26 protein-coding genes and 1 tRNA gene are annotated in these 18,363 nt (G+C 50.2%); 6 read left to right on the top strand and 21 right to left on the bottom strand.

Annotation, left to right across the window (positions count from 1 at the left end; all coding sequences use genetic code 11):
* Window positions 1-85: 85 nt before the first annotated feature.
* The 3 genes from ACYVJG_RS00510 to rstA all read right to left on the bottom strand — a co-directional run bounded on the left by ACYVJG_RS00510 (window position 86) and on the right by rstA (window position 2,261).
* Window positions 86-162, bottom strand: a tRNA-Met gene (locus ACYVJG_RS00510).
* A 38-nt stretch (window positions 163-200) separates the two neighbouring features.
* Window positions 201-1,517: an ATP-binding protein gene (locus ACYVJG_RS00505; RefSeq protein WP_460429297.1), complete on the bottom strand. Its 1,317-nt coding sequence runs from the start codon at window positions 1,515-1,517 to the stop codon at window positions 201-203.
* Window positions 1,518-2,261: a two-component system response regulator RstA gene (gene rstA / locus ACYVJG_RS00500; protein ID WP_460429296.1), complete on the bottom strand. Its 744-nt coding sequence runs from the start codon at window positions 2,259-2,261 to the stop codon at window positions 1,518-1,520.
* Between the two features lie 165 nt (window positions 2,262-2,426).
* Here rstA and miaB point away from each other — a divergent pair, with 165 nt between their 5' ends.
* From miaB to ACYVJG_RS00470, 6 genes are read left to right on the top strand one after another with little or no spacing between them, the layout of a single operon-like run.
* Entirely contained in the window at window positions 2,427-3,794 is a 1,368-nt protein-coding gene (gene miaB, locus ACYVJG_RS00495; RefSeq protein ID WP_460429536.1) for a tRNA (N6-isopentenyl adenosine(37)-C2)-methylthiotransferase MiaB, read from the top strand.
* Window positions 3,791-4,753, top strand: coding sequence for a PhoH family protein (locus tag ACYVJG_RS00490; RefSeq protein WP_460429295.1), 963 nt, complete (start codon window positions 3,791-3,793; stop codon window positions 4,751-4,753). The genes miaB and ACYVJG_RS00490 overlap by 4 nt, the downstream gene beginning before the upstream one ends.
* A complete protein-coding gene (gene ybeY / locus ACYVJG_RS00485) occupies window positions 4,750-5,262 on the top strand; it encodes an rRNA maturation RNase YbeY (RefSeq protein ID WP_460429294.1) in 513 nt (170 codons plus the stop codon). Before ACYVJG_RS00490 ends, ybeY begins: the two co-directional genes overlap by 4 nt.
* A 5-nt stretch (window positions 5,263-5,267) precedes the next feature.
* The gene (locus ACYVJG_RS00480; RefSeq protein WP_460429293.1) at window positions 5,268-6,107 is read left to right on the top strand and encodes an HlyC/CorC family transporter; all 840 of its coding nucleotides are present in this window, start codon (window positions 5,268-5,270) and stop codon (window positions 6,105-6,107) included.
* Window positions 6,107-7,591 (top strand): apolipoprotein N-acyltransferase, encoded by a 1,485-nt coding sequence (gene lnt / locus ACYVJG_RS00475; protein ID WP_460429292.1) that lies wholly within the window; start codon window positions 6,107-6,109, stop codon window positions 7,589-7,591. The genes ACYVJG_RS00480 and lnt overlap by 1 nt, the downstream gene beginning before the upstream one ends.
* Window positions 7,592-7,594: 3 nt before the next feature.
* Window positions 7,595-9,613, top strand: a complete 2,019-nt coding sequence (locus tag ACYVJG_RS00470) for an LTA synthase family protein (RefSeq protein WP_460429291.1) — start codon at window positions 7,595-7,597, stop codon at window positions 9,611-9,613.
* Between the two features lie 61 nt (window positions 9,614-9,674).
* On the opposite strand, the gene rplQ is transcribed toward ACYVJG_RS00470, so the two are convergent.
* The 18 genes from rplQ to rplN are packed head-to-tail and all read right to left on the bottom strand — an operon-like array spanning window position 9,675 to window position 18,342.
* Entirely contained in the window at window positions 9,675-10,067 is a 393-nt protein-coding gene (gene rplQ, locus ACYVJG_RS00465; RefSeq protein WP_022652669.1) for a 50S ribosomal protein L17, read from the bottom strand.
* A 31-nt stretch (window positions 10,068-10,098) separates the two neighbouring features.
* Window positions 10,099-11,082 carry a DNA-directed RNA polymerase subunit alpha gene (locus ACYVJG_RS00460; RefSeq protein ID WP_022652670.1) on the bottom strand — a complete coding sequence of 328 codons (984 nt, stop codon included), beginning with the start codon at window positions 11,080-11,082 and terminating at the stop codon, window positions 10,099-10,101.
* A 25-nt stretch (window positions 11,083-11,107) separates the two neighbouring features.
* The gene (gene rpsD / locus ACYVJG_RS00455; protein ID WP_022652671.1) at window positions 11,108-11,728 is read right to left on the bottom strand and encodes a 30S ribosomal protein S4; all 621 of its coding nucleotides are present in this window, start codon (window positions 11,726-11,728) and stop codon (window positions 11,108-11,110) included.
* 18 nt (window positions 11,729-11,746) lie between these two features.
* Entirely contained in the window at window positions 11,747-12,139 is a 393-nt protein-coding gene (gene rpsK / locus ACYVJG_RS00450) for a 30S ribosomal protein S11 (protein ID WP_022652672.1), read from the bottom strand.
* 13 nt (window positions 12,140-12,152) lie between these two features.
* A complete protein-coding gene (gene rpsM / locus ACYVJG_RS00445) occupies window positions 12,153-12,515 on the bottom strand; it encodes a 30S ribosomal protein S13 (RefSeq protein WP_022652673.1) in 363 nt (120 codons plus the stop codon).
* A gap of 60 nt (window positions 12,516-12,575) precedes the next feature.
* A complete protein-coding gene (rpmJ, locus tag ACYVJG_RS00440) occupies window positions 12,576-12,689 on the bottom strand; it encodes a 50S ribosomal protein L36 (RefSeq protein ID WP_011137711.1) in 114 nt (37 codons plus the stop codon).
* 44 nt (window positions 12,690-12,733) lie between these two features.
* Window positions 12,734-12,952 carry a translation initiation factor IF-1 gene (gene infA, locus ACYVJG_RS00435; protein ID WP_022652674.1) on the bottom strand — a complete coding sequence of 73 codons (219 nt, stop codon included), beginning with the start codon at window positions 12,950-12,952 and terminating at the stop codon, window positions 12,734-12,736.
* Window positions 12,953-12,975: 23 nt separating this feature from the next.
* On the bottom strand, window positions 12,976-14,301 hold the full coding sequence (secY, locus tag ACYVJG_RS00430; RefSeq protein WP_460429290.1) for a preprotein translocase subunit SecY: 1,326 nt from the start codon (window positions 14,299-14,301) through the stop codon (window positions 12,976-12,978).
* Between the two features lie 11 nt (window positions 14,302-14,312).
* Window positions 14,313-14,747, bottom strand: coding sequence for a 50S ribosomal protein L15 (gene rplO / locus ACYVJG_RS00425; RefSeq protein ID WP_460429289.1), 435 nt, complete (start codon window positions 14,745-14,747; stop codon window positions 14,313-14,315).
* Window positions 14,748-14,933, bottom strand: coding sequence for a 50S ribosomal protein L30 (gene rpmD / locus ACYVJG_RS00420; protein WP_022652677.1), 186 nt, complete (start codon window positions 14,931-14,933; stop codon window positions 14,748-14,750).
* Window positions 14,930-15,448: a 30S ribosomal protein S5 gene (rpsE, locus tag ACYVJG_RS00415; RefSeq protein WP_022652678.1), complete on the bottom strand. Its 519-nt coding sequence runs from the start codon at window positions 15,446-15,448 to the stop codon at window positions 14,930-14,932. The genes rpmD and rpsE overlap by 4 nt, the downstream gene beginning before the upstream one ends.
* Window positions 15,449-15,460: 12 nt before the next feature.
* Window positions 15,461-15,814, bottom strand: a complete 354-nt coding sequence (gene rplR, locus ACYVJG_RS00410) for a 50S ribosomal protein L18 (RefSeq protein ID WP_022652679.1) — start codon at window positions 15,812-15,814, stop codon at window positions 15,461-15,463.
* Between the two features lie 13 nt (window positions 15,815-15,827).
* A complete protein-coding gene (gene rplF / locus ACYVJG_RS00405) occupies window positions 15,828-16,361 on the bottom strand; it encodes a 50S ribosomal protein L6 (RefSeq protein ID WP_460429288.1) in 534 nt (177 codons plus the stop codon).
* 9 nt (window positions 16,362-16,370) lie between these two features.
* Window positions 16,371-16,766 carry a 30S ribosomal protein S8 gene (gene rpsH, locus ACYVJG_RS00400; protein ID WP_022652681.1) on the bottom strand — a complete coding sequence of 132 codons (396 nt, stop codon included), beginning with the start codon at window positions 16,764-16,766 and terminating at the stop codon, window positions 16,371-16,373.
* 13 nt (window positions 16,767-16,779) lie between these two features.
* Complete coding sequence (gene rpsN, locus ACYVJG_RS00395; protein ID WP_022652683.1) at window positions 16,780-17,085, bottom strand: 30S ribosomal protein S14; 306 nt, start codon at window positions 17,083-17,085, stop codon at window positions 16,780-16,782.
* A 3-nt stretch (window positions 17,086-17,088) separates the two neighbouring features.
* The gene (rplE, locus tag ACYVJG_RS00390; protein WP_460429287.1) at window positions 17,089-17,631 is read right to left on the bottom strand and encodes a 50S ribosomal protein L5; all 543 of its coding nucleotides are present in this window, start codon (window positions 17,629-17,631) and stop codon (window positions 17,089-17,091) included.
* A gap of 9 nt (window positions 17,632-17,640) precedes the next feature.
* Window positions 17,641-17,961 carry a 50S ribosomal protein L24 gene (gene rplX, locus ACYVJG_RS00385; RefSeq protein ID WP_460429286.1) on the bottom strand — a complete coding sequence of 107 codons (321 nt, stop codon included), beginning with the start codon at window positions 17,959-17,961 and terminating at the stop codon, window positions 17,641-17,643.
* 12 nt (window positions 17,962-17,973) lie between these two features.
* Window positions 17,974-18,342 (bottom strand): 50S ribosomal protein L14, encoded by a 369-nt coding sequence (gene rplN / locus ACYVJG_RS00380; protein WP_022652686.1) that lies wholly within the window; start codon window positions 18,340-18,342, stop codon window positions 17,974-17,976.
* Window positions 18,343-18,363 lie beyond the last annotated feature (21 nt).

Raw genomic sequence — 18,363 nt, 5'->3', positions numbered from 1 at the left:
AATTTGACACACAGCAAAAAACCCAGCAGGCACTGGGCTTTTGCTGGGTTTTTTTGGCAACGCTAGGCGTTGCTTTTTTGTTCTGTGGTGGCGAATCAGGGACTCGAACCCCGGACCTGCGGATTATGATTCCGTCGCTCTAACCAACTGAGCTAATTCGCCAACCGAGGAGTGCATATTAGAACGCTTTAGAGGTGATGTCAAGCCCCTGATGCAGATTTTTCGATCACTTCTGTCGGCCAGCTCAAAATCAGCCGTGCTCCACCTAACGGTGCATCCTCGATCAATACCTGCCCCTGATGGCCTTCCAATACTTTCTGCACAATGGCCAACCCCAAACCATGCCCGCCGGTATGGCGGCTACGAGCCTCATCAAGACGGGCAAAGGGCCGCAACACTGTTTCACGCGCATGGGCAGGAATCCCCGGCCCATCGTCATCAACCCAAATCTGAGTGTGGCCCTGCTGTTGCACGAGGCGAATTTCAACCGCCGATTCACCATAACGCCGCGCATTATTCACCAAATTCATCACCGCCCGCCCCATGTAATAGGTATCGATAGCAGCAATCGGGTCGTCTTCTCCGGTGAGATTTTGAATGGTAGGCGGTGCTTGTTGCCAGCTCAACTCAGCTAACACCTGCTCTAACCACGGCAACATCGCCACCGGATGCCGTTCGAGGTACATTTCGGGTTGATCAAGACGACTGAAGATTAACAACTCCTCGGTCATCTCATTTAAGTTGTCTAAATCGCGCTCAATTTGGTGCATGATTTTTTGCGCCAGCGGGTCAGGAGTGGTGCCGCGCAAGGCCTCTAAGCGATAACGCAGGCGTGCAATCGGTGTACGTAAATCGTGCGAAATGCCGTCAATCAGCGTTTTTCGGGTTTGCACCATTTCACCCATACTGCGCGCCATGTGGTTAATGGCTTGTGCCAGATCAGCCAAAGGTGACGTCTCTGGCAGATGGGCGCGGGCAGAAAAATGCCCTTGGCCCAGTTGCTGTGACACCACCGACAACTCTCGGGCATGACGTACCAAAGGGCGTAGCCATAAAAACGCAGGCACACCTAACGCCAATGTCAGCGATAACACCGCCAACACATCAATCCAATTTAACTTACGGGCAAAAAACAGATAGTCCACTGGCCCGATGGTCAAGACCGAATCGCTTTTTGGAATACGTTGCACATACACATCGCGCTCTGGCAACAACACAATGCCACCGGCGATTAAAGACCGACTGTGTTCATCATTGAGCACATAACGATCTAACGTTTCAATTGCAATCGGCAAATCCAACCGTTGCCGCAGATGTGCCACCCGCTGTGGCCATTCTTGTTCTGGTACTTCACGCAGTTCAATTTCAATCAGCGTTAATGTCGTCTGAAAAACATCGGCCAAATAACGGCGGTTGTTTTCTTTCAATACGTGCTTATAAATCCCCCCTACGACCAAAGCCGAGAGGAGAAAAAAAGCCAATACCCCAAGATAAAACCGTAAAAAAACACGTTTCATCTATGCCACCGGATCATTGCGCCACGCATCACCAGCAAATAAATAGCCTTTGTGACGAATGGTTTTAATCCGTTTTGGTTCGGCAGGATCGTCGCCCAATTTTTTACGTAAACGCGAAACAGCAACATCAATCGAACGATCCAGCCCATCGTAATGCACGCCACGCAAGGAGAATAATAAATCTTCTCGTGATAACACTTTGCCGGCATGACAGGCTAACAACCAGAGTAAATCGAAATCAGCAGTAGAAAGAGAAATCGACTCACCTGCATAGTGCACACTGCGGTTAATACTGTCGATTTGTAGGCTACCAAAGTCGAGCACAGCCCGAGCATCTTGCTGTCCAGTGGGTGCTTGGATCATGGATACCGGCGTTTGCGTGGTTTGTTGCCGTAGGTGCGCCCGCAACCGCGCCAGCAATACCGAGGGGGGCGTCGTCTTTAATACATAGTCACTCGCCCCTAATTCAAACCCCAAAATCTGGTTCATATCGCTATTGAGCGAGGTCAACATCACAATCGGCCCAGCGTATTTAGGGCGTAACTCGCGACACACAGTCAGACCATCTTTACCCGGCAACATAATATCTAGCATCACCAAATCGGGTGGGTCGGCCAAAATCGCTTCAACAGCGGTATCACCTCGATCAATATGGGTGACATCTAAGCCATAGCTACGCAAATAGTCGCCGATCAATTCGGCCAAGTCGTGGTCGTCTTCGACAAAAACGATGCGCTGCTGCATATCTTTGTTCCACCTTCTGCTTTGATCTGTCGTTTAACCATCGCATTCTAACGCGGCTTGAGCAACACCGGCACAGGGCTGTGCTAAACTTAACGGTTAACTCATTCTTGCCACTCACAAAATTGGCTGTTCTGCCAATTCTCGGCACTCTCTAGCTAAGACATGATGAAAAAAGTCTACATTAAGACCTTTGGTTGCCAGATGAACGAGTATGACTCGGACAAAATGGTTGATATTCTTGACGCGGAACACGGCGTAGAAAAAACAGACAATCCCGAAGAAGCCGATGTGATTCTGTTTAACACTTGTTCGGTACGCGAAAAAGCACAAGAAAAAGTCTTTTCTGACTTAGGTCGCATTCGCCATCTTAAACAAATCAAACCTGATTTGGTGATTGGTGTCGGTGGCTGTGTCGCCTCACAAGAGGGCGATACCATCGTCAAACGGGCCCCCTTTGTCGATGTTGTGTTTGGTCCACAAACCTTACATCGCTTGCCAGAGTTGATCCGCGCCAAACAAAGCACCGGTCGGTCACAGATTGATATTACCTTCCCCGAAATCGAGAAATTCGATCACCTACCACCGGCTCGCATTGAAGGCGGCTCGGCTTTTGTGTCGATTATGGAAGGTTGTTCTAAATACTGTTCTTTCTGTGTGGTGCCCTACACCCGTGGGGAAGAAGTCTCGCGGCCACTCGATGATGTGCTGGTTGAAATTGCCGGCCTAGCACAGCAAGGGGTAAAAGAAATTGTCTTACTTGGTCAAAACGTCAACGCCTATCGGGGTGAGATGGCCGATGGTGAAATTGCCGACTTTGCCTTGTTGCTGGAGTATGTGCATGAAATTCCGGGCGTTGAACGGATTCGCTTTACCACCAGCCATCCCCGCGAGTTTACCGACCGCTTAATTGCCTGTTATGAAAAACTGCCCAAATTGGTCAGTCATCTGCATTTACCCGTGCAGTCGGGATCAGATCGTATTTTGGCTGCCATGAAACGCGGTTATACCGCGTTGGAATACAAGTCAATTATCCGCAAACTGCGCGCTGTCCGGCCTGATTTGCATTTATCGTCTGACTTTATCGTTGGCTTCCCGGGTGAAACCGAAGCAGACTTTGCCGCCACGCTTAAGCTGGTGAAAGATTTGGCTTTTGATTTTAGCTTTGTCTTTATCTACAGCCCTCGCCCCGGCACCCCCGCCGCTAACCTGAGCGACGACACCTCGCATCAAGAAAAAGTACGGCGGCTAGAAGCCTTAAATGAAGTGATTGAGGCCAATGGCTACGCCATTAACCAAAGCATGGTCGGCACCGTACAACGAGTCGTGGTCGAAGCCGTTTCAAAACGGGGTGAAAATTTGTTAGCGGCACGCACTGCGAACAACCGTGTTGTTAATTTTGAGGGACACCCCCGCCTGATTCGTCAGATGGTCGATATCCGCATTACCCAAGCGTTCCCACACTCTTTAGCCGGAGAAGTGGTCACACAAGAAACCGAATCCACCGCCAGCGTGGGGCAAGGTGCCACACTGTGATAGAACATATTGCTTTTGCTCCAGTTGACAACCTGCGGTTGCAAAACCTGTGTGGTGCATTGGACGATAATCTCAAACAAATTGAAACCGCGTTAGATGTGGTCATTTCACGTCGCAATGAACGGTTCAAAATTATCGGCAATCGTGCACGTGAAGCAGCACAAGTGATCGAATCTTTTTACCTACGGGCACAACGGCCGCTCGAAGTGGAAGACATTCAATTGGGGTTAGTCGAACTGAAACGCTCGACCCTAGGCCAAGACGGACAAGAGGCTGGGGTGCCGGTGTTGTTGACCCGCAAAGGTGAACTGCGTGGCCGTACCCCACGCCAAAATGAATACATCAAGGCGATTGCCGAGCATGACATCACTTTTGGGATTGGCCCAGCAGGGACTGGCAAGACCTATCTGGCGGTGGCCTGTGCTGTTGATGCGATGGAGCGGGACGCGGTGAAGCGGATTATTCTGGTTCGGCCAGCCGTGGAAGCAGGGGAAAAACTGGGGTTTTTACCGGGTGATCTTGCCCAAAAAGTCGATCCTTATCTGCGGCCACTTTATGATGCGCTATACGATTTGATGGGCTTTGACCGTGTGGGTAAGCTGTTTGAAAAAAACCTTATCGAGATTGCACCGCTGGCTTATATGCGGGGGCGCACCTTAAACCAAGCGTTTATTATTCTCGATGAAGCGCAAAACACCACACCAGAACAGATGAAAATGTTCCTGACCCGCATTGGCTTTGGCTCAAAAGCGGTGATTACAGGTGATGTGACACAAATCGATTTGGCACGACATCAAAAAAGTGGGCTGGTTGAAGTAGAACGGATTTTGGCTCAGGTGCGTGGTATTCGCTTCCATCACTTTCAATCTGATGATGTGGTACGCCATCCTTTGGTGCAAAAAATTGTGGATGCCTACGACCAATGGCAACAGCCGCCAATCAAAGAGGAAAGCCATTGAAAACGACAAAACAACGCTATCGCTATCAACCTGCTACCTTAGAGCTTGACTTCGTTTGTACGGTTGACCACAGCGAACGCCCCACCCTGCGCCAATTCCGCCGCTGGATCAAAGCCGCACTCGATCATCGTGTTCGCCATGTCCAAGTCGGGATTCGTGTGGTTGATACCGAGGAAGGTCGCTTATTAAATCGCGACTACCGTGGCAAAGACTATGCCACCAATGTCTTGACCTTTGCCCTCCACGAAGGCGGCGATGATATGTTTGCCTTCGTTGGATTGCCCTTATTGGGTGATATTGTGTTGTGTCATGAAGTGATTGTGCGCGAAGCAGCAGAACAAAATAAACCCCTGCTCGCACACTACGCCCACATGACCATACACAGTGTTTTACACTTGCAAGGCATGGATCATCAAGACGATGCCACGGCAGAAGCCATGGAAGCACTTGAAACAGCCATCCTCGCGCGGTTAGGATATGCGGACCCTTACGCTTCGGAGCGCAATTGACCCTCATGGACGATCCCAGTAAACCGTCCTGGCTGGAACGCCTTTCCGCCTTTTTATTACGTGAACCAGAAGACCGAGAAGAACTGATCGAACTGTTGCACTCGGCTTTTGATCGCAATTTATTCGATGCCGACGCCCTCGCCATGATCGAGGGAGTATTACAAGTCAGCGAGTTATGTGTCGGTGACATCATGATCCCGCGCAGTCAGATGGACGTGCTGTCAGTCGATCAAGCTGTCCCCGACTTTCTGCCCTTCGTCATGGAAACTGCCCACTCACGCTTTCCGGTGATTGGTGATAACAAAGATCAAGTGCTTGGTATCTTGCTTGCCAAAGACTTGCTGCGTTATTTTGCGACCCCTGACGATTTTGATTTACGCGATAGCTTGCGACCAGCGGTGTTTATACCGGAATCAAAACGGCTTAATGTGTTGTTACGCGAGTTCCGCGAAACACGCAACCACATGGCTATCGTGGTCGATGAATACGGTGGGGTGGCTGGATTAGTCACCATCGAAGACGTGATTGAACAGATTGTTGGTGACATCGAGGATGAATACGACTTTGATGAAACCGAAGACCACATTGTGCCGCAAAAAAATGGTCTCTATCGCGTCAAAGCAGTCACCGAATTAACCGACTTTAACCAAGTGTTTGGCACTGAATTTAGCGATGAAGACTATGATACTGTCGGTGGGCTGGTGGTATCCCAATTCCGCCACCTTCCCAAGCGGGGAGAAAGTATTCAAATCGGTGAATTAGAGTTCTTGGTGTTGCGGGCAGATAGCCGCCGTATTCATACACTACAAGTACAACGTATTCATCACACCACGCCCTCTTCCTAATGCCAATCACGCTTAGCCGCTATGGCGCGCTCATTCTCTTGGGCGCGCTGTCTGTTGTCTTGTTCGCACCGTTTCGTCAGGGCTATCTTGCCCCCTGTTTGCTGGCAGCTGTGTTGCTGCTGTTGCCACGGCATAACGCAGCACAGGCCGGACGTGGGATCTATCTATGGGCACTCAGTGCCTACTGTGCCAACTTCTATTGGATTTATCACAGCCTACATGACATCGCTGGCCTACCGGCGGTGTTTGCAATCCCGTTGGTGGCACTCTTGCCCGCATGGCTGGCGTTGTTCCCTGCTGCTGCCTTATATTTCACTTATCGACTGTCGTGGCGCAACCCCTACTGGCAATGGCTACTCGCTTTTCCAAGTTTATGGACTTTCTTCGATTGGATGCGAGGTTGGCTGTTAACCGGCTTTTCTTGGGGCGGGCTCGGCTATAGCCAAATTCCCAATTGGCCCTTAGCTGGCCTAGCCCCGTTACTTGGTATTTATGCCGTCACTTGGGCAGTGGTAGCCAGTGCAGGCGCACTCGTTTTGCTATGGTGCTTTCCCAAACACCGACAGTGGTTAGGATTAGGGCTGGCTGTGGCATGGGTGGGCAGTTGGGGACTAAGCCATATTCAGTGGACAGAGGCCAGTGGTAAACCGCTGAGTATCAGTCTGGTGCAGGGCAATATTCCGCAAACTCTGAAATGGGAACCAACGATTTTTGCTCAGACCCTCGATACCTACACCCAACACATGACGGCAAGCCAAGCTAGGCTGGTGATTTTGCCCGAAACTGCTTTGCCAATTTTTTATGATGAATTGCCAGCCAATTACTTGCAGCCGCTGCAAGCCATATTGCAACAGCAAGAAAAAGAGGTCATCACGGGTATTCCATTGCGCGATATGAGCGGTGATTACAATGGCGTGATTTCTCTTACCCAACCCACACAGCAGTATCGCAAAGCACACCTTGTGCCTTTTGGTGAATACGTTCCCTTACCGTGGTTAACGGGTTGGTTATACCGCTATATGAATATGCCGCTGTCGGGCTTTACTCGGGGCGAGCCAGAACAACAACCGTTTACCGTCGCTGATCAAAGAATTGCTTTCAATATCTGTTATGAAGACAGTTTTGGCGAAGAATTACTAGCCGGAGCGCGCTCGGCCACTTTGCTGGCTAATGTGTCAAATCTGGCTTGGTTTGGCCATTCCACAGCGGCTGAACAACATCTCCAGCTTTCACAAGCACGGGCGCTCGAAACTGGTCGTCCCATGCTACGCGCCACCAACACCGGCCTAACCGCAGTCATTGACCAACGAGGGCAAGTGTTACAATCACTGCCTCAATTTCACAATGCTCGCCTCGATACCTCGGTACAAGGCAGACAAGGTGAAACACCCTATCTAAGGTGGGGAAATTGGCCAGTGTTAATTGCATTATTGCTGGCGATTGTCTTGAGTTTTTCTTATCGCCGACCTTCTGATCACCGTTAAATCATGCCAAAACTACTGAAATTCTCGCTCTGGTATTTATTATTTTTTTTACTCTGTTCTTTTCTTGCCAGGCTAGGGTTTTGGTGGCATTTCCGCGATCCGGCACTTGCCACAGAAACAGCAACTTTATTACAGGCTTTTGTATTAGGCACGCGCTTTGATTTACGTTTGGGCTTGGTCATTGTCTTGCCCTTTTTACTCCTCGGAGGGTGGGCAAAACTTTCTCCATTTCGCCATCGGTGGGCAGAACGGTTTTGGTGGGGTTATTTTGTTGTCGCCAGCGCAGGGACACTCGCCACGATTGGCCTCGACTTTGGTCACTATTCTTATCTGCGTACCCGCCTCAATGCAGCGATTCTCAACTTTTTAGGTGATTGGCAAACTTCGGCGGAAATGGTGTGGCAAAGCTACCCAGTCATCAAAATCACTGTGGTCGTGTTTGTGGTGATCGCTGTTTTGCTATGGAGTGTAGCAGCTGGCTTTCGCCGCCTACGGCAACCTCGTCATGGCTGGCAATGGCATCATCCCACCTCTCGCCATCAGCTCTGGTTGGGACTGACAACAGCGGTATTAGTCGTTGTAGGCATTCATGGCAAACTCTCACAATATCCTTTGCGTTGGAGTGATGCCTTTTTTACGCCTAACCCTTTTATTGCCAACATCGGCCTCAATCCAGTATTGAATTTCTTTGATACCCTCGATTACAAAAGCGCAGGGTTTGATCAGGCCAAAGTAGAACAAGCCTATCCGGTCATTGCCGATTGGTTAGGTGTACCACCCAACACATCAGGCCCACGCTTTAGCCTACGACGTGAAATTCCAGCACGCAGTGATGCCCTTGCCACACCGCCTAATATTGTTTTGGTATTGGTCGAATCATTTTCTGCTTATAAAACCAGCACTTTTGGTAACCCCCTCGGCACCACACCCTATTTCGATCAGATGGCAAAACAGGGGATTTTATTCACTCGCTTTTTCACGCCGCATTTTGGTACTGCACGCGGTGTGTTCACGACACTAACAGGCATTCCCGATGTGGAAACGGCGAATACCTCTAGCCGAAACCCGCAAGCTGCCGATCAACATATCTTGATGGATAGCGCATTTCCTGAATATGAACGGTTTTATTTCATCGGTGGCTCAACCTCGTGGGCCAATATTCGCGGTGTTCTAACCAACAATATTCGCAATATCCGAATTTATGAAGAAGGGCATTATCAATCCAAGCGCAATGATACGTGGGGCATCTCTGACACCAATTTGTTTAAGGAGGCCAATCAGGTTCTTAAGCAGCAAAACAAACCTTTCTTTGCCATTATTCAAACCTCCGGTAACCATCGCCCTTACACCATTCCAGCGGAAGATCGCGATTTCCAGAGCCAAAAATGGTCATTAGAACAGTTGAAAGCCAATGGTTTTGACAGTCAGGAGGAGTACGATTCTTTCCGCTATATGGATTATTCGATTAAAACCCTGATCGAAACCGCCAAAAAAGAAGCTTACTTTGATAATACGGTGTTTGTTTTTCTCGGCGACCACGGTATCACTGGCAATGCCAGTGCGGTGCTACCAGCAGCATGGACCGACTTACGTTTAAGCTCTATTCACACGCCCTTTTTGCTGTATGCACCAAAGTTATTGCGCCCAGCAGTACGGACAGAAGTGGCTTCACAAGTTGATGTGATGGCGACTTTAGCAGGTTTACTGCCTCGGCCTTATATCAATACCACGTTTGGCCGTGATGTATTAGCCCCCAGTCAAGCAACACGGCAAGCAGCATTTACCATCACCCATGATCGCGGGCCAGAAATTGGTTTTGTGCAAGCACCGTACTACTTTATGCTAGGCCTACCAACACAAAAGGGGTATCTCGCCGAATTAGACGGCCAAACCGCGAACAATCTTGAGGCAGAACGTAACGATGAAGCACGACGCTTACGCCAATTTACACAACACTATTACGAAATGGCACGCTATCTGCTGTTGAACAACAAAAAACAAGCGGCACAGAAACAACAGTAAACAAAAGCCCCTACACATTGGTAGGGGCTTTTTTCATCCGTTTACAACGAAAGCACTAGGCTTATTCTTCGCTGACAACTTCTGCTTCGTCGACTTCTGGGCGGTCCACTAATTCGACCAATGCCAGAGGCGCGTTGTCGCCTTTACGGAAGCCGTAGTGCAGGATGCGCACATAGCCACCAGGACGAGTTGCATAGCGTGGGCCCAATTCGTTGAACAGCTTGCCAACCACTTCGCGGTCGCGAGTGCGGTCGAAAGCTAAACGACGGTTAGCCAAGGATGGTTTTTTACCCAAGGTAATCAGAGGCTCTGCCACACGGCGCAGCTCTTTTGCCTTAGGCACAGTAGTCACGATCACTTCGTGACGCAGCAAGGAGTTCGCCATGTTGCGGAGCATAGCCAGGCGATGGCTCGATGTGCGATTCAGTTTACGATTACTTAAGCGATGACGCATTTTAGTGTCCTTTGTCCGACAAACCGAGCAATTACGGTTTTTCCAGCCCGGCCGGCGGCCAGTTTTCGAGCTTCATGCCCAGCGTAAGACCTTTGGAAGCAAGTACTTCTTTGATCTCGTTGAGCGATTTGCGGCCGAGGTTGGGCGTCTTGAGGAGTTCAGTCTCAGTACGCTGAATGAGATCCCCAATGTAGTAGATGTTTTCGGCTTTCAGACAGTTAGCCGAACGCACGGTCAGTTCGAGATCGTCGACCGGACGCAACAGGATAGGATCAACCTGTGGTGCACGTTCAATAATCTCTTCTTCAGGGGTACCTTGCAGATCTGCGAAGATCGACAGTTGATCCATCAGAATGCGAGCAGCAGCACGCACAGCTTCTTCTGGTTCCATCGCACCGTTGGTTTCAATATCCAACACCAAACGGTCCAAGTCAGTCCGCTGTTCCACCCGAGCGCTCTCAACCGAGAAACTCACACGGCGCAAAGGACTAAAGGACGCATCCAGCAGAATATTGCCGATGGTACGATTTTCGTCTTGGCTGACTCGGGCACTGACGGGCTGATAGCCACGGCCTTTTTCAACCTTGATCTCCATCTCGATCTTGCCACCAGCAGCCAAATGACAAATCACCAAATCGGGATTGATCACTTCAACATCGTGTGGCAATTCGATATCACCTGCCAAGACAGGGCCCTCTCCCTCTTTTTTGAGGGTTAACAGCACACTGTCTCGACCATGCAGCTTAACCACTACATTTTTGAGGTTGAGAAGAATATCAACGACATCTTCTCGTACCCCATCCAATGCAGAGTACTCATGCAAAACGCCTGCGATAGACACTTCGGTCGGAGCAAATCCGGGCATCGAAGACAGCAGGATGCGGCGCAGAGCATTGCCCAGGGTATGGGCATAGCCGCGCTCAAAGGGTTCCATCGCGACGCGAGCTTGCGTCGGAGAAACCGGCTGCACATCAATTAAACGCGGTTTGAGAAATTCCGAAGCGCTGTTTTGCATAGTGTTTCCTTGAAATGGCTAGCGATTACTTAGAGTAGAACTCAACAACGAGCTGCTCGTTGATATCGCTAGACAGGTCGGTGCGTTCGGGCATGGATTTAAACACGCCTTCCATCTTTTTGACGTCAACCGCCACCCAACCTGGGAAACCAATTTGCTCAGCCAAGGCCAGAGCTTCTTGGATACGCACTTGTTTTTTGGCTTTTTCAACCACAGAAACCACATCACCGGCTTTCACTTGGAAAGAAGGAATGTTAACGGTTTGACCATTCACTTGAATGGACTTGTGGCTTACCAACTGACGTGCTTCGGCGCGGGTTGAACCCAAGCCCATGCGATACACGACGTTGTCCAAGCGAGATTCCAACAGCTTCAACAAGTTTTCGCCTGTCGAGCCTTTGCGACGAGCAGCCTCAGCAAAGTATTTGCGGAACTGACGTTCGAGAACACCATAAATGCGGCGAATTTTTTGTTTTTCGCGCAGTTGAACGCCGTAGTCAGACAAACGGGTGTTTTTTGCACCGTGCTGACCCGGTTTGGTATCCAGTTTACACTTGCTATCGATGGCGCGACGCGCGCTCTTCAAGAAGAGGTCGGTGCCTTCACGACGAGCAAGTTTACATTTTGGTCCAGTATAACGTGCCATGAATCAATCTCTCCGATCTTAAATACGACGTTTCTTCGGCGGACGGCAGCCGTTGTGTGGAATTGGCGTCACGTCGGAGATGCTGGTGATTTTGAAGCCCAGCGCGTTCAAAGCACGGACAGAAGACTCGCGACCTGGGCCTGGGCCCTTAATGCGAACTTCCAAATTTTTCACACCATACTCTTGGGCAACTTTACCAGCGTGCTCCGCTGCGACCTGTGCAGCGAAGGGTGTACTTTTGCGCGAGCCTTTAAAACCAGCACCACCGGAGGTAGCCCAAGACAAAGCATTCCCTTGACGGTCGGTGATGGTAATGATGGTATTATTAAAGGACGCGTGAACGTGAACGATCCCTTCGGATACGCTCTTCTTCACTTTTTTGCGTACACGCACTGTGTTTGCTTTAGCCATTATCTATCCTTAATTACTTCTTGCCAGCGATCGGCTTACGCGGGCCTTTACGGGTACGCGCATTCGTACGAGTGCGCTGACCACGGCAAGGCAGACCACGACGGTGGCGAAGACCACGATAGCAACCGAGATCCATGAGACGTTTAATGCTCATGGTGTTTTCACGGCGCAAATCGCCTTCTACAGTAAACTTCGCGATTTCATCACGAAGTTTTTCCATTTCAGCATCGGTCAAATCTTTGACCTTCGTGTCTGGAGCAATTTGCGTTGCGGCGCAAATGGCTTTAGCACGAGTGCGACCAATACCAAAGATAGCTTGTAAGCCAACCCAGGTATGCTGATGGTTCGGGATGTTTACCCCGGCAATACGGGCCATACTAATTCCCCAAAACGAAAAGTTTGCGATTCTAGCACGTAGCTATCGCAGGGACAAATATTAGCCCTGCTTTTGCTTGTGCCGAGGGTCCGTGCAAATAACACGTACAACACGGTTACGACGGATGATTTTGCAGTTGCGGCAAATTTTTTTCACCGAGGGTTGAACTCGCATGATTTTCCTTTCATGTTGTCTCCGCGCCCTTGTTCCGATCCCGCTTATTTGGCGCGGAATACGATACGAGCGCGGGAGAGGTCATAAGGGGTGAGTTCAACGGTGACGCGATCGCCCGGTAGAATGCGGATATAGTGCATCCGCATCTTGCCGGAAATGTGACCTAGCACAACATGACCATTCTCAAGCTTGACTTGGAACGTCGCATTAGGCAGCGTCTCCAAGACCTCACCCTGCATCTGGATTGTATCTTCCTTAGCCATAATCTCTTGAAATATCCCGATTCTTAACGAGAGCTGAGTCCGCTGCCATTTTTAAAGTTGGCCTTTTTGAGCAGACTCTCGTATTGCTGCGACAGTACATAGGATTGAATCTGAGTCATCAGATCCATCGTTACCACGACAATGATCAGTAACGAGGTTCCGCCGAAGTAGAATGGAACATTCCAATTCAAGATAAGGAACTCAGGTAACAGACAGACCAGCGTGATGTACACCGCACCAATCAAAGTCAACCGCAGGATAATCTTCTCGATATAGCGTGAAGTCTGTTCACCGGGGCGGATCCCAGGAATAAAGGCTCCACTTTTCTTCAAATTATCCGCTGTTTCTTTTGGATTAAAGACCAAGGCGGTATAGAAGTAGCAGAAGAAAACAATCGCAGCAGCATATAACAGTACATAAACAGGTTGTCCTGGATGCAGCGCATCACTGACTCGTTTGAGCCAACCCAACCCGTCGCTTTGACCAAACCATCCCACCACAGTCGCGGGGAAAAGAATAATGCTCGAAGCAAAGATTGGCGGGATCACACCTGCCATATTGAGTTTCAAAGGCAAATGTGTACTTTGGCCTTGAGTAACTCGATTACCCACTTGGCGCTTAGCATAATTCACCAACACCTTGCGCTGACCACGCTCGACAAATACCACGAGGTAAGTCACAGCAATCACGCCGATGAAAAGCGCAACCACCAGCAAAATAGGCAAGTTGCCCTGAGAAGTCAGGGTCAAAGTTTTACCAATTGCCGATGGTACCCCAGCCGCAATACCAGCGCAGATGATAAGGGAAATACCATTCCCTATCCCGCGCTCAGTAATTTGTTCACCCAACCACATCAAGAACATGGTACCGGTTACTAAAGTCACCACGGTTGTGAAGTAGAACTCCCATTGTGGTGTCAGAACCAGATTAGGTTGTGTAAACAACATCACCGCAATCCCGAACGACTGGAAAGTCGCTAACAGAACTGTGGCATAACGTGTGTACTGGGTAATTTTTCTTCGTCCTGCATCGCCTTCTTTTTTCAACTGTTTCAGTGAGGGAACAACCTCAGAAGCCAGCTGTAAAATAATGGAGGCCGAGATGTACGGCATAATACCAATGGCAAATACCGTAAACCGCGACAAAGCCCCCCCGGAGAACATGTTGAACATGTCGAGGAGGCCTGTTTGCGAGGACTGGAACAGCTTCGCTAGCTCGACGGGGTTGATGCCTGGAACAGGGATATGGGCACCGATACGATAAACGATCAGAGCACCAATCAAGAACCAGATGCGCCGTTTCAAATCACCAAACTTGTTGGCGTTCGTTGCTAGAGAAGGAGTGGCCACAGAGTCACGCCTTATTCAGCAAAACTGCCACCGGCAGCTTCAATGGCAGCACGCGCACCTGCGGTTGCGCCAATACCACGCAAAGTCACAGCACGGTCGATAGTGCCTGCCAGAATAACTTTTGCTGCTTTAGCAGAAGCGCGAACCAAGCCAGCTTGTTTCAAAGCTAACAGATCCACTTCCGTCAAAGACAATGCAGCCAAAGCATCCAAACGCACTTCGTCAATGAAAGCACGTGTCAGCGAGTTGAAACCACGCTTAGGCAAGCGACGTTGTAAAGGCATTTGACCGCCTTCAAAACCCACTTTGTGGAAACCACCGCTACGGGATTTTTGACCTTTATGACCACGGCCAGCAGTTTTACCCAAACCGCTACCAATGCCACGGCCTACACGCTTTTTAGCGTGTGTTGCACCTGCGGCCGGTTTGATGGTGTTCAGTAACATTTAACCCTCGCACTTAAGCAAGTAGCTGATCTTGTTGATCATGCCACGGTTTTCCGGTGTGTCGATCACCTCAACCGTCTGGTTCAGCTTACGCAGACCCAGACCACGAGCGCAGGCACGATGGCCTTCAATGCGACCAATCAGGCTTTTTACCAAGGTCACCTTGATTGTTTTTTGTTCGCTCATTGCTCTTCAACCCCCAGAATCTCCGCGACAGTCTTGCCACGTTTAGCGGCGATGTCAGCAGGAGTCATCATTTTGGACAGGCCGTCGATAGTCGCGCGGACGATGTTGTATGGGTTGGTCGAACCGTGGCATTTTGCCGACACGTTCTTCACGCCCATTGCATCGAACACAGCACGCATAGGACCACCAGCAATCACACCAGTACCGTCCGGAGCGGGCTGCATAAACACGGTAGTTGCACCATGCTTACCAATCACGCTGTGGTGTAAAGTACCGTTTTTCAGGGGCACTTTAACCATTTTGCGACGTGCTTCTTCCATTGCTTTTTGCACAGCCACTGGCACTTCTTTCGATTTGCCTTTGCCCATGCCAATACCGCCATCGCCATCGCCGACCACTGTCAGGGCGGAGAAAGCCATGATGCGGCCGCCTTTGACCACTTTGGTCACACGGTTCACGCCGATCATTTTTTCGATCAGACCGTCGCCGCGTTCTTCAATATCATGCTTAGCCATAGTCTTCTCCGATTAGAACGCGAGGCCGCCTTCACGGGCAGCATCAGCGAGGGCCTTCACGCGACCGTGATAGTGGAAACCAGAACGGTCAAACGCCACCTCTTTAATGCCAGCAGCAACTGCTTTTTCAGCGATACGCTTGCCGACCAAAGCAGCAGCGGCAACATTGCCACCGTTAGCGATGTCCTTGCGAACCTCGGCTTCCAGCGTCGAGGCGCTAGCGAGGACTTTGCCGCCAGTTTCATCAATGATCTGGGCGTAGATATGGCTGTTGGTACGATGCACAGCAAGGCGCACCATCTTGAGCTCACAAATGCGTGCACGGGTTTTGCGTGCGCGGCGGAGTCGAGCTTGTTTCTTATCCATGACAAAGCCTCAATTATTTCTTCTTGGTTTCTTTCAAAACCACTTGCTCGTCGGCATAACGAACACCCTTGCCTTTGTACGGCTCCGGCGAGCGGTATGCACGTACTTCAGCAGCGACTTGACCCACGCGTTGCTTATCAATCCCTTTCAGGATGATTTCAGTTTGGCTTGGGGTTTCCACTTTGACGCCTTCAGGCATTTTGTGGACCACTGGGTGAGAGAAACCCAAGGACAAGTTCAGGTTTTCGCCCTGAGCCTGTGCACGGTAACCCACACCAACCAATTGCAACTTGCGTTCAAACCCTTTGGAAACGCCGATCACCATATTGTTGGCCAGAGCACGCAAGGTGCCGGACATAGCGCGGGCGAATTTGCTGTTATCTTTTGCAGCAAACACCAAAGTGTTGTCTTCTAACTTCACATCCACTTCGCTACGCAGAGGGATGGTCAAGGCGCCCAAAGCACCTTTAATAGTCAGTTCGCCTGCACCGAACTTGGCTTCTACACCAGCGGGCAATACGACTGGATTCTTGGCTACACGAGACATAATTACTCCTTACGCCACGATGCACAGCACTTCGCCACCGATACCAGCAGCACGTGCTTTGCGATCAGTCATCACGCCTTTGGAGGTCGACACAATCGCGACGCCCAAACCGTTCATGACTTTAGGAATGTCATTGGAGCCTTTGTAGATACGCAGACCAGGACGCGACACGCGATCGAGGCGCTCGATCACTGGACGGCCTGCATAGTACTTGAGCTGGATTTCTAAAGTAGGCTTGCCATCGTTGGCTTCTACTTTGAAATCTTCAATGTAGCCTTCGTCTTTTAAGACGTTAGCAATGGCGGTCTTCAACTTGGAAGACGGCATCGATACCGACACTTTGTCCGCACGCTGAGCGTTACGGATACGAGTCAGCATATCGGAAATAGGATCTTGCATACTCATTGGTGTTCTCCTATTACCAGCTGGCCTTCACGATGCCAGGGATTTCTCCACGCATCGCAATTTCACGCAGTTTGCTACGACCAAGGCCGAACTTGCGGAAAACACCGCGTGGGCGACCAGTGATAGCACAACGATTACGTTGACGCACTGGGCTTGCATTACGCGGGAGTTGCTGGAGAGCCAGACGCGCGGCAAAGCGTTCTTCGTCGGACAGATTGGCGTTGTTGATGACCTCAAGCAGTGCAGCACGCTTCTTGGCAAATTTAGCCACGAGCTTGGCACGCTTTTCTTCACGGTTAATCAGTGCAAGTTTTGCCATGTCTTAGCCCTTGAACGGGAATTTGAATGCAGCCAGCAGAGCGCGGGCTTCTTCATCGGTTTTGGCGGTCGTTGTGATGGTGATGTTCATCCCACGCAGCGCATCGATTTTGTCGTATTCGATCTCTGGGAAAATGATCTGCTCACGCACACCCATGTTGTAGTTACCACGGCCATCAAACGATTTACCGCTCACACCGCGGAAGTCACGAACGCGAGGCAGAGCCACGGTTACCAGACGATCCAAAAATTCGAACATACGTTCGCGGCGCAGGGTGACTTTGCAACCGACAGGATAACCTTCACGAATCTTGAAGCCAGCAATGGATTTGCGGGCAACAGTCACGACCGGTTTTTGACCAGCGATTTTTTGCAGGTCGCCAACGGCGTGTTCCATGACTTTCTTATCAGCAACCGCTTCACCAACACCCATGTTCAGGGTGATTTTTTCGATGCGCGGCACTTCCATCACAGATTTGTAACCGAACTTTTTGATCAGTTCAGGAACAACCGTGTTTTTATAAAACTCTTGCAAACGGGCTGCCATGGTTACTCCTTACGCGCCGACAACTTCGCCGTTCGATTTGAACACGCGAACTTTACGGCCGTCTTCCAGCACCTTGAAACCAACGCGGTCGGCTTTTTGAGTTGCTGGGTTGAAAATAGCCACATTAGAAACGTCAACTGGCATGGTTTTTTCAACGATGCCGCCGGCCACACCACGTACTGGGTTTGGCTTAACGTGTTTCTTGGCAATGTGAACGCCTTCGACCACAACTTGGTTGGTGTCGGCTAACACTTTCAGCACGGTACCGCGCTTGCCCTTGTCTTTGCCAGTGATGACAACGACTTCATCACCTTTGCGAATCTTACGCATTGAGCCTTCTCCTTACAGAACTTCGGGCGCGAGCGACACGATCTTCATGAAGCGCTCAGAACGCAGCTCACGAGTCACTGGGCCGAAGATACGAGTACCGATTGGCTCAAGCTTGTTGTTCAACAGCACTGCAGCATTGCCATCAAACTTAATCAGTGAACCATCAGGACGACGAACACCTTTAGCAGTGCGAACGACAACCGCGTTATACACGTCGCCTTTTTTCACACGACCACGGGGGGCGGCGTCTTTAATCGTCACCTTGATAATGTCGCCTACTTGAGCGTAGCGACGTTTGGAGCCACCGAGCACTTTGATGCACATCACGTGACGCGCACCCGTGTTGTCAGCAACCTCCAACATGGATTGCATTTGAATCATGGATTTTTACCTTTCCAACTT

The sequence above is a fragment of the Aquaspirillum soli genome (assembly GCF_054781915.1).
The sequence above is the reverse complement of the archived record's forward strand: the minus strand, read 5'-3'. Positions and strand labels throughout refer to the sequence as shown.

What these genes read in the sequence shown, in the direction of transcription:
- rpsN (WP_022652683.1), bottom strand. Translation starts at nt 17,085, where the DNA reads ATGGCAAAACTTGCACTGATTAACCGTGAAGAAAAGCGTGCCAAGCTC.
- rplN (WP_022652686.1), bottom strand. Translation starts at nt 18,342, where the DNA reads ATGATTCAAATGCAATCCATGTTGGAGGTTGCTGACAACACGGGTGCG.
- lnt (WP_460429292.1), top strand. Translation starts at nt 6,107, where the DNA reads ATGCCAATCACGCTTAGCCGCTATGGCGCGCTCATTCTCTTGGGCGCG.
- rplO (WP_460429289.1), bottom strand. Translation starts at nt 14,747, where the DNA reads ATGTTACTGAACACCATCAAACCGGCCGCAGGTGCAACACACGCTAAA.
- rpsH (WP_022652681.1), bottom strand. Translation starts at nt 16,766, where the DNA reads ATGAGTATGCAAGATCCTATTTCCGATATGCTGACTCGTATCCGTAAC.
- ACYVJG_RS00460 (WP_022652670.1), bottom strand. Translation starts at nt 11,082, where the DNA reads ATGCAAAACAGCGCTTCGGAATTTCTCAAACCGCGTTTAATTGATGTG.
- rplX (WP_460429286.1), bottom strand. Translation starts at nt 17,961, where the DNA reads ATGCGTAAGATTCGCAAAGGTGATGAAGTCGTTGTCATCACTGGCAAA.
- rplR (WP_022652679.1), bottom strand. Translation starts at nt 15,814, where the DNA reads ATGGATAAGAAACAAGCTCGACTCCGCCGCGCACGCAAAACCCGTGCA.
- rpsE (WP_022652678.1), bottom strand. Translation starts at nt 15,448, where the DNA reads ATGGCTAAGCATGATATTGAAGAACGCGGCGACGGTCTGATCGAAAAA.
- ACYVJG_RS00505 (WP_460429297.1), bottom strand. Translation starts at nt 1,517, where the DNA reads ATGAAACGTGTTTTTTTACGGTTTTATCTTGGGGTATTGGCTTTTTTT.
- rplF (WP_460429288.1), bottom strand. Translation starts at nt 16,361, where the DNA reads ATGTCTCGTGTAGCCAAGAATCCAGTCGTATTGCCCGCTGGTGTAGAA.
- rplE (WP_460429287.1), bottom strand. Translation starts at nt 17,631, where the DNA reads ATGGCAGCCCGTTTGCAAGAGTTTTATAAAAACACGGTTGTTCCTGAA.
- rstA (WP_460429296.1), bottom strand. Translation starts at nt 2,261, where the DNA reads ATGCAGCAGCGCATCGTTTTTGTCGAAGACGACCACGACTTGGCCGAA.
- rplQ (WP_022652669.1), bottom strand. Translation starts at nt 10,067, where the DNA reads ATGCGTCATCGCTTAAGTAATCGTAAACTGAATCGCACATCGAGCCAT.
- infA (WP_022652674.1), bottom strand. Translation starts at nt 12,952, where the DNA reads ATGGCTAAGGAAGATACAATCCAGATGCAGGGTGAGGTCTTGGAGACG.
- ACYVJG_RS00470 (WP_460429291.1), top strand. Translation starts at nt 7,595, where the DNA reads ATGCCAAAACTACTGAAATTCTCGCTCTGGTATTTATTATTTTTTTTA.
- rpmJ (WP_011137711.1), bottom strand. Translation starts at nt 12,689, where the DNA reads ATGCGAGTTCAACCCTCGGTGAAAAAAATTTGCCGCAACTGCAAAATC.
- rpsM (WP_022652673.1), bottom strand. Translation starts at nt 12,515, where the DNA reads ATGGCCCGTATTGCCGGGGTAAACATCCCGAACCATCAGCATACCTGG.
- rpmD (WP_022652677.1), bottom strand. Translation starts at nt 14,933, where the DNA reads ATGAGCGAACAAAAAACAATCAAGGTGACCTTGGTAAAAAGCCTGATT.
- rpsK (WP_022652672.1), bottom strand. Translation starts at nt 12,139, where the DNA reads ATGGCTAAAGCAAACACAGTGCGTGTACGCAAAAAAGTGAAGAAGAGC.
- ACYVJG_RS00480 (WP_460429293.1), top strand. Translation starts at nt 5,268, where the DNA reads ATGGACGATCCCAGTAAACCGTCCTGGCTGGAACGCCTTTCCGCCTTT.
- rpsD (WP_022652671.1), bottom strand. Translation starts at nt 11,728, where the DNA reads ATGGCACGTTATACTGGACCAAAATGTAAACTTGCTCGTCGTGAAGGC.
- miaB (WP_460429536.1), top strand. Translation starts at nt 2,427, where the DNA reads ATGAAAAAAGTCTACATTAAGACCTTTGGTTGCCAGATGAACGAGTAT.